Consider the following 12,494-nt stretch of genomic DNA (forward strand, 5'->3'; position numbering starts at 1 on the left):
GGTCGCCGCCCATTCGTCACAAGCTAGGGGAGCAGCATCCGTCATCGAAAGACCCTGAGAGGAGAACTCCTTAACGTTCGGTGTCTGCTCGGTCCAGAATGGAACCCATGACCGCGACCGACGCGACGCCCTTCCGCGTCGTGTTCGTGTGCACGGGGAACATCTGCCGCTCGCCGATGGCGGAGGTGGTGTTCCGGGGATTCGCGGATGCCTCGGGCCTCGGTTCCCGCGTCGCCTCGACGAGCGCCGGGACCGGCGACTGGCACGTCGGCGAGCAGGCCGACCTCCGCACGATCGAGGCGCTGGAGCGCGCCGGCTACGACGGCTCGCACCACCGCGCGCGGCAGTTCACGCACTCGGACTTCGCGCGCAGCGACCTCGTGGTGGCGCTCGATCGCAGCCACGAGCGGATCCTGCGCGGCTGGGCCCGCACCGAGGGCGACGCCGACAAGATCGCCCTGCTGCTGGCGTTCGATCCCTCGGCCCGCACCCTCGACGTCCCCGACCCGTACTACGCGGGCCCCGGAATGTTCGACGAGGTGCTCGGTATGATCGAGAGCGCGAGCCGGGCGCTCTTCCGGCAACTCGAACCCGCCATCCGCCCGGTGTGAAGACACCGGATCGACGGTCGTCTTCGGCGATACCGACGGGAGCCCCCATGACTTCTCTGCCTCCTCAGCCGCTCAGTCCCCTCGACGGGCGCTACCGCCCCGCCGTGAGCGAGCTCGGCGAGTACCTCTCGGAGGCGGGCCTGAACCGCGCCCGCGTCGAGGTCGAGGTGGAGTGGCTCATCGCCCTCACGGATCGCTCGCTGTTCGGCACGTCGCCGCTCGCCGACGCCGACAAGGAGCGGCTGCGGGCGCTCTACCTCGAGTTCGGGCAGGCCGAGATCGACTGGCTCGCCGAGAAGGAGTCGGTGACCCGTCACGACGTCAAGGCCGTCGAGTACCTGGTGCGCGACCGCCTCTCGTTGCTCGGCCTCGACGCCATCGCCGAGCTCACGCACTTCGCGTGCACCAGCGAGGACATCAACTCGACGTCGTACGCCCTCACCGTGCAGCGCGCCGTGCAGCGCGTGTGGCTGCCGAAGCTGCGCGCCGTCATCGCCGCGCTCACCGAGCTCGCGGTGAACCACCGCGACGCCGCGATGCTCTCGCGCACGCACGGACAGCCGGCGACGCCCTCGACCATGGGCAAGGAGCTCGGAGTGTTCGCGTGGCGCCTCGCCCGCGTCGCCGACCAGATCGAGGCCGGCGAGTACCTCGCGAAGTTCTCGGGCGCCACCGGCACATGGTCGGCGCACCTGTCGGCCGCTCCCGATGTGGACTGGCCCGAGGTCTCCCGCGCGTTCATCGAAGGGCTGGGCCTCGACTTCAACATCCTCACGACCCAGATCGAGTCGCACGACTGGCAGGTCGAGCTGTACGACCGCACGCGTCACGCCGGCGGCATCCTGCACAACCTCGCGACCGACATCTGGACGTACATCTCGATCGGCTACTTCACGCAGATCCCGGTGGCCGGCGCCACCGGCTCCTCGACGATGCCGCACAAGATCAACCCGATCCGGTTCGAGAACGCCGAGGCGAACCTCGAGATCTCGGGGGGCCTGCTCGCGACCCTCTCGCAGACGCTCGTCACGAGCCGGATGCAGCGCGACCTCACCGACTCGACGACGCAGCGCAACATCGGCGTCGCGTTCGGGCACTCGCTGCTCGCGCTCGACAACCTGCAGCGCGGCCTCAAGGAGATCTCGCTCGCCGAGGACGTGCTGCTGGCCGACCTCGGCCAGAACTGGGAAGTCCTCGCCGAGGCGATCCAGACGGTCGTGCGCGCCGAGATCGCCGCCGGCCGCTCGCAGATCAGCGACCCCTACGCGCTCCTCAAGGACCTCACCCGAGGCCGTCGCGTCGGCGCCCCCGAGCTCGCGGAGTTCGTGCGCGGACTCGACATCGGCGACGAGGCGAAGGAGCGCCTGCTCGCCCTCACGCCCGCGACCTACGACGGCCTCGCCTCGCAGCTGGTCGACGAGCTCGGCTGACCGGGTTCCGGCGCTCCCGGAATGCGAAAGGGGAGATCTCCGCATGCGGAGATCTCCCCTTTCGCGATTCTCGGCGCGGGGTGGCGCGGGTTCAGGCCTTCGGGTCGCCGGATGCTGCGGCATCCGGCTTCTCGTCCTGCTCCGGCTCGTCGGACTTCTCGTCGAAGAGCACCGGCTTGTCGATCTGCTTCGTCACCTGGGCGGGGTCGACCGCCAGCAGGAGCAGCGACACGATCAGCAGCACCGCGATGAAGCTGATGCCGGCGATGACGAGCGCCGTGACGACCGCGCGCTCCGCCTCGCCGGCGGCGCGCTGCTGGAAGAAGCCCATCGACACGAGCGTCACGATTCCCGCGAACAGAGCGGCTGCGAAGGCCAGCCCGAGCAACTGCAGGGGCTTCATGAGGTCGCGGCGGGTGGGGCTTTCGTGGCTCACGCGGAGTCCTTCTGCGGGGTGGGATCGGCGGACGCGGACGCCTCCGCCGTGAAGTCAGGGGTATCGGCGGCCTCGACCGGGCGCGGCGAGAAGCCGGCGATTCCGAGGTACACGGCGACGATCGCGGCGTAGCCGCCGAACAGGCCGACGCCGATCGTGATGCCGGTGAGGGTGAACGTCGCGTGCGCCTCTTCGATCGTGTAGTCCAGCGCGTACGCGGGCTGCACGAACAGCAGCGCGATGCCGAGGAGGATCGTCAGGGCGCCGACGACCGCCGCGTCGCGGCTCTCCGAGCGCGGACCGACGAGCGCGGCGGGCCGCGCATCGGCGACACCGGGCGCGATCTCGCGCCGCTCGCGACGGCCGCGGAGGCCGCGCCAGCCCGCGATGAGCTCGATGACGCCGCTGATGAGCGCCCACGCGATCACGATGACGAAGTAGCCGGTGACTGTGCGGAGCGGGAGGAGTCCGCTCGCCATGCCCGCGACGATGGCGACACCGCCGAGCGCGGCCGACGGCCAGCGGAGTCCCTTCGGGTAGACCAGCCACACCGCGAGCAGCAGCACGAGGCCGGTCGCGATCGCGAAGCCGCTGAACACCGAGCTGCCGACCAGGGCGGAGTGGTCGGGCGAGAACGTGATCATGAGTGCCGCGAGCGCCGCGAACGCGGCGCGTGCGAGCTGCACGTGGCGCACGGCGAACGTGCGGGAATCGGCTGAGGTCACGGTGATCCTGCGGAGCGGCGGGTTCTCAGGGACGAGAACGGATGCCTCCAGTCTACGTGCGTGGAGGCTGGGAGCTTCCGGGCACCGTCGGCGGCCTCAGTCCAGGGTGTCGAGGATCGCCGTCAGCAGCTCGAACGTGGTCAGCGGCGAGATGATCGCGAACCGCAGCACGGGCTCGCCGGCGTGGGAGCTCGGCACGACGAACGCGTGCTGCTCCTCGAGCAGCCGGCTCGACCACGCCTCGTAGTCCGCGAGCGTCCAGCCCTCGCGACGGAACACCACGACCGACAGCTGCGGGTCGCGTACGAGCGTCAGGCCCTCGCGCGACTCGATCTCATCGGCGATGCGGCGCGCGAGGTCGATGCCGTACTCGATCGTGGCGCGGTACTGGTCGGTGCCGTGGGTCGCGAGCGAGAACCACATCGGCAGGCCTCGTGCCCGGCGGGTGAGCTGCACGGCGAGGTCGGACGGGTTCCAGTCCGGCTTGCCCGTGAGGGTGTCGAGGTACTCGGCCTTCTGCGTGTGGGCCGACAGCGCGAGGGCGGGCTCCCGGTAGATCAGCGCGCAGGCGTCGAAAGGCGCGAACAGCCACTTGTGGGGGTCGACGATGACCGAGTCCGCGAGCTCGACGCCCGCGAAGACGGGCCGCATGCTCTCGACGAGCATCGCCGCGAGGCCGTACGCGCCGTCGACGTGGAACCAGATGCCGCGCTCGCGCGCGAGCGCGCCGACGCTCGCGATGTCGTCGACGATGCCGAAGTTGGTCGTGCCTCCGGTGGCGACGACCGCGAACACCGCGTCTCCGTGCTCGTCCAGCACGCGGGCGACGGCGTCACCGTGCAGGCGCCCGTTCGCGTCCACCTCGGCCGTCGCGACGTCGACGTCCATGACGGCCGCTGCCGACGCGATCGACGAGTGTGCCTCGGCACTGCACACGACGACCCACCGCGGCGGGGTCGCGCGTCCCTCGTCCGCCGCGCGGCGGCGCGCAGCATCCCGAGCCGTCACGAGGGCCGAGAGGTTGCCGATCGTGCCGCCCTGCACGAACACGCCGCCCGCGCCCGCCGGTAGGCCGAACTCCTTCGCGAGCCAGTGCAGCACCTCGTTCTCGGCGAACACCGCGCCGGCGCCCTCGACCCACGAGCCTCCGTAGATGGCGGATGCCGAGACCACGACATCGAACGCGAGCGAGGCCTTGCTCGGCGCGGAGGGGATGAACGAGAGGTACCCGGGGTGGTCGGTCGACACGCACGCCGGGGCGAGGACGTTCTCGAAGAGGGCGATCGCGCGCCGCGAGCCGATGCCCTCGGGGGTGATCGAACCGGACGCCAGGCGCTCCAGGTCGCGCGGGGTCATCGGCTTGTCGAGCGGGACGTCCTCGTAGAGGGCCCGGCGCCGCGCGTACTCCAGCACGTCCTCGACGGTGTGACGGGTGTCGGCCGAGATGGCGTGCATCTCCTCCGGGGCGGTGGGCGAGGTCATGGGTGCTCCTGGCGATCGGGTGACACCTCACGCTAGAGGGGCGCGCGGCGGCGTTCAAGGGAGGCGGGGCGGGGGCATCCGTCCGCCCGTCAGCCCTCCGTCACCGTCAGCGAGATCTCCCACGACGGCTCGCCCGTCGACCGGACGACCGCGGTGCCCGGTTCCACCGCGCGCACCTCCCACTCGCGCGCCCCGGCGGCCGTGACGTTGGTCACGGGGATGAGCAGCACGGCGGTGCCGACCGCCTCCGGCTCGGGGGCCTCGGCATCGGTGATCCGCAGCGTCGTCGTCTGCCCGACCGTCATCGCGAACGTGCGGCCGTCGTCGGCGGGTCCGATGAACCGGGGCGCGGGGGCCGCCGCCGAGGGCGACGGCTGGGCGGGCGCGGACTCAGGGCCGGCCGTGGTCGCCTCCGTGGGCGGCTCCCCGCTCGCGCAGCCCGCGAGCGCGGCGAGCAGGAGGAGGGTGGGCAGCCATCGCCTTCTCACCGCACCCTCCCCTCCCGCTCGTCTCAGTCGCCGCTCTGCGTCGCGATCCGCTCGACGACGTCCTTCTGCGCCTTGATCTGCGCGGACGTCGACGCCGGGTTCATGCGCACGGTCTCGGCCGCCAGCATGACGGCTCCGAACGTGCTGTCGAGGCTGCCGTTGCGGTCGGTGTCCACGGGGGTGTCGAGGCTCACCGAGCCGTTCGCGAAGTTGAGCCATGCCCCGAGCGCGTGCTGATCGAAGATGACGTCGGCGGGCGCCTTCGCCGGGTTGTTCAGCACGAGCGTCGCGGCGGCCCGGGTCGAGGCATCCTTCCCCTCGTCGAAGACCAGGCTGAAGTAGCCCACGATGTCGAGGTAGCATTGCAGCTCCGCGGGCGTGAAGTCGTTCGACTTCTTGACGCGGTACTGGTTGAGCCACCAGCCGTGGCCCTTCGACACGGTGGCGTTGCCGGTGATGATGACGGCCGCCGTATCGGTCGGTGAGACGCCGCCGTCGTCGTCCTCGGCGGTCACGCCCAGCTCGTACAGGCACGCGTCGGTGTACGCGTGGGTCGCCTCGAGGGTGATGTCGCGCGGCTGCACGCTCGGCGACGTGAGCGGGTCGGACGCCGGCGGGTTCACGAGCGACGTCTCGCTGTCGCTCGTCGTGTCGCCCCACTCCCACGTGAGGGTGAGGTCGTCACTGCCCGGATCGGTCGAGCCGGCGGGCACCGTGAGGTCCTCGCCCGCCTCGACGACGAACGCGCTCTTGCCGTCGTAGACCTCCTCGCCCGACGAGTCGATCGTCGCGGTGGGATCGACGTTCGCCACGGCGGCCACCGCGGTGTCGCAGTTGTCGGTGGTGTCGTCGTCGGCCGCGCACACCTCGACGTTGTACGCCCCGTCATCGCCGTACTGGTGCTGCACCGAGAAGGTCAGCGTGGCGTCGGGCCGCGTGTTCTCCTCGACGCCCGGGAGCGCGACGGCGGCCGCCCCATCGTCGTACGAGATCGTGGCCGACAGGTCGTCGAGCCAGCCGGGGTCGGTGACGGTGCCCGAGACGGTCACCGTGCCGAACTCGTCGATCGGCGTGATGGCGTCGATCGATACGGTCGGCGCCACGTTGGTGACGGTGACCGTGCTCGTCGCAGTGGACGTGCGGCCGAACGCGTCGGTGACCTGGAGGCCGATGGGATAGACGCCGTCCTGGCCGACCGCGGTGAACCACGGAGACGCGCCGGTCGCGTCGTCGTAGGCGCCGTCGTTGTCGAGGTCCCACGCGTAGGTGGCGATCGCCCCGGCGCTCGGGTGGCTGCCCGTGGCGGAGCCGGTGCCGTCGAGCACGGCGTCCGTGCCCTCCGGCGTCACGTAGGGCCCGCCGGCGTCGGCGGTCGGCTCGCACTCGGCCGGCACGGCGGAGCTCGCCGTGGGCACGGTGTCGAGGCCGGTGGTGGACGCGGTGCCGAGCCCGCGGCCCGCGAACGCCGACCAGATGAGGCACTTGTTCGCGCCGCCGTCGGCGGTGAGAAGGGCGTTGCGCGCATCGATGTAGTTCGGGCTCGCGGGCGTCGCCTTCATGCCGTCGAGGACGAGTGTGGCGAGCGCCTCGGCGCCGCCGGGGAACAGCTCGCGGATGTCGTAGATCGTCGCCGCCCAGATCTCGCCGTTGCCGTGGCCACTCGTGGACGTCGTGTTGTACGACTGGTACGTGCGGGTCGAGATGTCGTAGCCGACGGACCGGATGCCGTTGACGGCGTCGCCCGTGACGTACTCGCCGACCACGGCGTCGTCCCACTTCAGGAACGAGATCACGTCGCTCCAGCCCTCGCCGAGCGCACCGCGCTGATCGAAGTCGTTGTAGCCGAGCGCCCCGCCGCCGACCAGGCGGCTCGAGACGCCGTGCCCGTACTCGTGCGCGATGACGTCGCCGTCCATGTCGCCGTCGCGGAACGGGCGGCCCGGCGCCCACATGTACATCTGCATGCGCGGGCTGGTGCCCTCGGCCGGAGTGCCGAAGTTCGCGTTGTTCAGGCAGCGCACGGGCACGTCGTCGCCCGGCGCCGGAGTGTTCTGGTCGTCGATGCAGCCGAAGTCCCAGCCGTCCTGCGCCTCGGCCAGCACCGGGTCGCCGCCCGAGCCGCCGTTGCCGAAGTTGTCGACCTGGAAGTTGCCGCTCGCCTCGTCGAACCCGTGGCCGTACAGCCAGTCGTGCATGACGTTCGTGTAGTAGAAGAGCTGCGTGATGATCGCGTCGCGGTCGGCGTCGAGCGCGACGAGCGAGTCGACGTCGGCGGTGGTGCGCCAGGCATCCGTCCACGCGTAGAGGAACTGCTGGTAGCCGGGGTCGCCGCTCGCCGGCGTCTGCGGCTGGTACTCGTTGTTCGCGTCGTCGTCGTTGCGGTCGAGGTACGCGTTGACGTTGTTGCCGTTCGTCGTGCGGTCGTCGACCCACGTGCCGTTGATGCCCGAGAACGAGGTGGTCTGGCGCGTCGCGCCCGCCGCCTCGGGGTGCTCCTCGCGGAACACGTCGCCCTCGGGAGCGGCGTGCGCGTAGCGGCTCCGCTGATCGATGACCTCGCCGGTGTTCGCATCGACGACCGTCTCGAACCACGCCTGGCCCGACGACTCGATGTCGGTGAGCCACGCGAGCCGCAGCGACGTGCCGTCCTCGCCCGGGTACCAGACGAGTTCCGACGTCACGGGCGCCGGGTCGGTCAGGCCCTCGGCGTACACGTTCGGGTACTCCTGCGGCGCGGGCGACCGCGTCGCGGCCTCGCGCAGCGGCCGCGTCGCATCGGCGTCCTGCGCGTCGGCGGCGACGTCGATCGCCGCCTGCGCCGTGAGCGCGGCGCGCGTGCCGGTGCCGTCACCGGGCGCCAGGAACCCCGCGACCGACAGCACCCGGCCATCGGCGGCGACGACGAACGTCATGACCGCGTCGCGCACGCGCAGCCCGTCGACGCGCTGGCCCAGATGGACGGCCGTCGACCCGTTCGAGAGGGCGAGCTCCTTGTGGACGTAGATCCCGGATGCTGCGTCCCCGGCGAGCCCGAAGTCACCGGCGTGCGCCCGCACGTAGCCGAGGGCGACGTCGCCCGGCGACGCCTCGCTCGGTCCCGTGAACGCCGCCGCCGACGGGTCCGCCACGACGCGGCCGCTCGCCGGATCGATCGTCACGGACGGCGGTTGCCCGGTGTCGTCGACGGGTGCCGCCGCGGCAGGAGAGAGCCCCGACGCGAACAGCCCTCCGACCAGAAGAGCCCCGATCCCGATAGAAAAAACCCGCGGTCGCACAGACATGGCGAATCGCCCCCCGGCGGGCCGGCGCACCCCCGAACGGTGCCGAAGCCGGTCCGTAGCGCCCGTCACGCTAGTCCTGGTCTCGGTTCGCCACAAGAGACCCTGGCGAAACGGCACCCTCGCGTCGCGACCGGTGCACCGCAACCTCGTGCAACGTACGCGCGCCTACCGTCGCATCAGAGGGCGGCGAACGCCCGCCCCAGGGAAGTGATATCGATGACGATCCTGACCGACTCGCACGCAGCACACGGCACCGCGACCCCCACCGGCACGATGCGCGCAGCCGTGGTCACCGCGCCCGGCCGGCCTCTCGACGTGCGCGACGTGCCCATCCCCACGCCCGGCCCCGGCCAGGCGCTCGTCAAGGTGCTGACCACCGGCGTGTGCCATACCGACCTCCACGCCGCCCGCGGCGACTGGCCGGTCGCCCCGAAGCCCGACCTCATCCCCGGGCACGAGGGGTACGGCCGCGTCGTCGCCCTCGGCGACGGCGTCACGTCGCTCGCTGTCGGTGACCTCGTCGGCAACGCGTGGCTCTGGAGCGCCTGCGGCGTCTGCGAGTTCTGCCGCACCGGGTGGGAGACCCTGTGCCCCGACCAGCAGAACGGCGGGTACTCCGTCGACGGCAGCTTCGGCGAGTACATGCTCGTCGACGAGCGTTTCGCCGCCCGCATCCCCGACGGTGCCGATCCCGTCGAGGTCGCGCCGATCCTGTGTGCCGGCGTCACCGTCTACAAGGGGCTCAAGATGACCGAGGCCCGTCCGGGCGAGTGGGTCGTGATCTCGGGCATCGGCGGACTCGGTCACATCGCGGTCCAGTACGCGCGCGCCATGGGTCTGCGGGTCGCCGCCGTCGACATCGACGACGCCAAGCTCGAGCTCGCCCGCCGGCACGGCGCCGAACTCACGGTCAACGCGCTCACGCAGGACCCGGCCGCCGTCGTCCAGGAGCAGACGGGCGGCGCGCACGGCGTGCTCGTCACCGCCGTGCACCCGAAGGCCTTCGGTCAGGCGCTGGGCGTCGCGCGCCGCGGCGCGACCATCGTCTTCAACGGCCTTCCTCCGGGGGACTTCCCCGCCGACATCTTCGACATCGTGCTCCGCGCGATCACGATCCGCGGATCCATCGTCGGCACGCGCCAGGACATGATCGAGGCGCTGGACTTCTATGCGCGGGGCGAGATCCACCCGACCGTCGCGGTGGAGTCGATCGACGACATCAACGACATCTTCGAGCGCATGGAGCACGGCAGGATCGACGGCCGCATCGTGATGCAGTTCGAGTGACAGCGGCGGCGCGACGCGGGAGGCGCGGGGCGGGGCGGATGCCTCGCCCCTGCGTCGTGCCACGGCCATCACGATCAAGCAGGAATGGAGAAGCACCCTCCGGAGCGCCTCGGTAGCGTGAGGATCACGGGACGCGAAGGCGCCCACGAGCGTGAGGAGGAGCATCATGGCGAAGACGGCATCCGACGGACTGTCGCAGGAGGAGCGCGAGGCGGTCAAGAACCGCGCGAAGGAGCTGCGCGACCAGGCCAAGGCGGGCAAGAGCCGCGAAGCGGGGACGAAGCAGGTCCTCGAGGCGATCGACAAGCTCGACGGCACCGACAGGGAGATCGCCGAGGGCCTGCACAAGGTGGTCGGCGAGGTCGCCCCCGACCTCGTGCCGAAGACCTTCTACGGCTTCCCCGCGTACGCGAACGCGGCCGGCAAGGTCGTCGTCTTCACGCAGCCGGCCTCCAAGTTCAAGACCCGCTACGCGACCATCCAGTTCGACGAGAACGCTCACCTCGACGACGGCGACTTCTGGTCGACGGGGTTCGCGGTGCTCGCGTGGACGCCCGCGGTCGAGAAGAAGATCACCGAGCTCGTCGCGGCCGCCGTGGCCTGAACCCGGCGCGCCCGACGCACCGCGGGGCGCAGCATCCGTCATCGACACGGATGCTGCGCCCCGCGGTCGTACGCGCGTCAGCGGTCGGGTGCGGGCGGGGTCGCGGCGGCGCGATCGGCGTGGCCGAGGGCCCGGCCGGGGGCGATGCGATCCCGCACGCGGCGCTTCAGCGCGACGATGTCGGGGAAGCCGCCGTCGGCCTTGCGGGACCAGACGAGCTCGTCGTCGGCGTAGACCTCGAAGATCCCGCCGGTGCCCGGCTCGAGGGTCGCGCCGCCACCCATGAGCTCGTCCTGGAAGGTGGTCAGGAGCTCCTGCGCGATCCATGCCGCGCGGAGCATCCACGCGCACTGGGTGCAGTAGACGACGCGGATGCGGTGGGTCATGAGCCCGTCCCCTCCGCCGCCAGAAACTCCGCGGCCGCGTCCCGGAACGCCCGCGAGCCCGGGGCGTTGAAGTGGTGCCGCCCTGGGATCTCGAGGAACCGGCCGTTCGGCGCCGTCGCGGCCAGCGTCCGTGAGCGCTCCAGGATCGCATCCTCCGTGCCCGTCGCGAACAGCACCGGCTGGCGCGGGGGCCGCTCGGGGTCGGGGTCGGCGTCGCCGAACCGCATGCCCTCGGCGAGCGCGATCAGGGCGCGCAGATCGTTGTCGGGCACACGCTCTGCGAGCTTCACGTAGTTCTGGGTGACCGGATCCTCGACGGGTATGCCCTCCTCGGCATACGCGCGTGCCTGTTCGATGCGCAGCCGTCCGAGCGGGCGGCCGTCCGGAATGCCGCCCAGCACCGCGCGGCTCACGTGCTCCGGGGCGTCGACCGCGAGCTGCCAGCCGACCCGGGCCCCGAGCGAGTAGCCGACGTAGCGGACGTCGTCGACGAGATACGTGTCGAGCACGGAGATCAGGTCGCCGACGAAGGCGCTCATCGAGTAGGCGACGGGATCATCGGGCTTGTCGCTCGCGCCGTGGCCGCGCTGATCGACGCCGATGACGCGATACCCGGCGCCGGTGAGCATGCGCACCCAGCCGGTCTCGACCCAGTTGTCGCGGCAGCTCGACGCGAACCCGTGCACGCACAGCACGGGGTCGGCGTCGGGCTCGCCCCACGTGTAGGTCGCGAGCTGGTACCCCTCGGCCGACATGATGTAGCTGGGCGGCGGCATCTCGGTGCGCAGGATCGGGGCGACGGCATCCATATCGCCATTCTGCTCCCGCGCCCGCGCGCTCACCCGCAGCAGGACGACGCAGGAGGGCCCCACTCCTTTCCGCCCGGGCGGAAAGGCCGGACAGGTTACCTCGCACCGTGCCGGATATCAACCGGGCTGAGTGTCAGGGCGTGCTCCCCTACGTTCACGTCATGAGCACCGACAACCGCGACGGCATCGCCGCCGACGACACCGAGCGCATCTACCGCGACCGCGACGCCGACGTGGTGCGCGATCGCGACGGCGACGGCGTGCCGGACGCCCAGGAGGCGCGTCGCGCCCGTGACATCGACAGCGTCACCGAGACCCGCGAGGCGTCGTTGCGCGACGTCGTCGTCGGACGCGAGCGTGAGCGCTTCGGCGGGATCAAGTTCGGCAGTGCCTTCTTCGGCTGGCTCACGGCACTCGGCGCGCTCGTCGCGCTGACCGCCGTGGTCGCCGCGATCGGCGCTGCCACAGGCCTCACCTCGCCCCAGGCGGTCGACGACGCCGCCGAGGCCGCGACCAGCAACATCGGCGGAGCGACCGTCATCGGCGCGATCGCCATCGCGGTCGTGCTGTTCATCGCCTACTTCGCCGGGGGCTACGTCGCCGGCCGCATGGCGCGGTTCAGCGGCGCCAAGCAGGGCTTCGCGGTCTGGCTGTGGGCGATCCTCATCGCAATCGTCGTCGCCGTGATCACGCTCATCGCCGGCGGCCGGTGGGACATCCTCGCGAACGTCGACATCTTCCCGCGCATCCCGGTGACCGCCGACACGGCCACGCTCACCGGCATCCTGACCGCGATCGGCGCCGCGGTCATCACGCTCGTCGCCGCGGTCCTGGGCGGCATGGCGGGCATGAGCTACCACCGCCGTGTCGACCGCGTGGGCCTCGACGGCGTGGACCGCGTCGACCGGGTCCGCTCCTGAGCCTCGCCGTACGAAAGACCACGAGAAAGGGGATC

Annotated in this window: 12 protein-coding genes; 5 read left to right on the top strand and 7 right to left on the bottom strand. The window is 71.3% G+C overall.

What is annotated here, in order from left to right; all coding sequences use genetic code 11:
• Positions 1–107 precede the first annotated feature (107 nt).
• Together ACFVSU_RS11045 and purB are read left to right on the top strand one after the other, a co-directional pair.
• Positions 108–611, top strand: coding sequence for a low molecular weight protein-tyrosine-phosphatase (locus ACFVSU_RS11045; protein WP_310286741.1), 504 nt, complete (start codon positions 108–110; stop codon positions 609–611).
• A gap of 47 nt (positions 612–658) precedes the next feature.
• Positions 659–2,041 (top strand): adenylosuccinate lyase, encoded by a 1,383-nt coding sequence (purB, locus tag ACFVSU_RS11050; protein WP_387142294.1) that lies wholly within the window; start codon positions 659–661, stop codon positions 2,039–2,041.
• A 91-nt stretch (positions 2,042–2,132) separates the two neighbouring features.
• Here the strand turns inward: purB and ACFVSU_RS11055 are convergent, their stop codons facing one another.
• From ACFVSU_RS11055 to ACFVSU_RS11075, 5 genes are all read right to left on the bottom strand, one after another.
• Positions 2,133–2,477 carry an amino acid transporter gene (locus ACFVSU_RS11055; protein ID WP_387142296.1) on the bottom strand — a complete coding sequence of 115 codons (345 nt, stop codon included), beginning with the start codon at positions 2,475–2,477 and terminating at the stop codon, positions 2,133–2,135.
• On the bottom strand, positions 2,474–3,202 hold the full coding sequence (locus ACFVSU_RS11060; protein ID WP_387142299.1) for an acyl-CoA synthetase: 729 nt from the start codon (positions 3,200–3,202) through the stop codon (positions 2,474–2,476). The genes ACFVSU_RS11055 and ACFVSU_RS11060 overlap by 4 nt, the downstream gene beginning before the upstream one ends.
• Positions 3,203–3,298: 96 nt before the next feature.
• Complete coding sequence (locus ACFVSU_RS11065) at positions 3,299–4,684, bottom strand: pyridoxal phosphate-dependent decarboxylase family protein (RefSeq protein ID WP_387142302.1); 1,386 nt, start codon at positions 4,682–4,684, stop codon at positions 3,299–3,301.
• Between the two features lie 89 nt (positions 4,685–4,773).
• Positions 4,774–5,172: a hypothetical protein gene (locus tag ACFVSU_RS11070; RefSeq protein ID WP_387142305.1), complete on the bottom strand. Its 399-nt coding sequence runs from the start codon at positions 5,170–5,172 to the stop codon at positions 4,774–4,776.
• Between the two features lie 23 nt (positions 5,173–5,195).
• Complete coding sequence (locus ACFVSU_RS11075) at positions 5,196–8,330, bottom strand: M36 family metallopeptidase (RefSeq protein WP_387142308.1); 3,135 nt, start codon at positions 8,328–8,330, stop codon at positions 5,196–5,198.
• Between the two features lie 339 nt (positions 8,331–8,669).
• Here ACFVSU_RS11075 and adhP point away from each other — a divergent pair, with 339 nt between their 5' ends.
• Together adhP and ACFVSU_RS11085 are read left to right on the top strand one after the other, a co-directional pair.
• Positions 8,670–9,740 carry an alcohol dehydrogenase AdhP gene (gene adhP / locus ACFVSU_RS11080; protein ID WP_387142311.1) on the top strand — a complete coding sequence of 357 codons (1,071 nt, stop codon included), beginning with the start codon at positions 8,670–8,672 and terminating at the stop codon, positions 9,738–9,740.
• Between the two features lie 166 nt (positions 9,741–9,906).
• Entirely contained in the window at positions 9,907–10,344 is a 438-nt protein-coding gene (locus ACFVSU_RS11085; RefSeq protein WP_387142314.1) for a hypothetical protein, read from the top strand.
• Positions 10,345–10,421: 77 nt separating this feature from the next.
• On the opposite strand, the gene ACFVSU_RS11090 is transcribed toward ACFVSU_RS11085, so the two are convergent.
• On the bottom strand, positions 10,422–10,730 hold the full coding sequence (locus tag ACFVSU_RS11090; RefSeq protein ID WP_387142318.1) for a SelT/SelW/SelH family protein: 309 nt from the start codon (positions 10,728–10,730) through the stop codon (positions 10,422–10,424).
• The gene (locus ACFVSU_RS11095) at positions 10,727–11,539 is read right to left on the bottom strand and encodes an alpha/beta fold hydrolase (protein ID WP_387142321.1); all 813 of its coding nucleotides are present in this window, start codon (positions 11,537–11,539) and stop codon (positions 10,727–10,729) included. The genes ACFVSU_RS11090 and ACFVSU_RS11095 overlap by 4 nt, the downstream gene beginning before the upstream one ends.
• A gap of 161 nt (positions 11,540–11,700) precedes the next feature.
• On the opposite strand from ACFVSU_RS11095, the gene ACFVSU_RS11100 reads away from it, so the two are divergent.
• On the top strand, positions 11,701–12,459 hold the full coding sequence (locus ACFVSU_RS11100) for a YrzE family protein (protein ID WP_387142324.1): 759 nt from the start codon (positions 11,701–11,703) through the stop codon (positions 12,457–12,459).
• Positions 12,460–12,494: the final 35 nt, after the last annotated feature.

Origin of the sequence: Microbacterium sp. NPDC058062, assembly GCF_042885375.1 — a bacterium.
GTDB lineage: Bacteria > Actinomycetota > Actinomycetes > Actinomycetales > Microbacteriaceae > Microbacterium > Microbacterium trichothecenolyticum_C.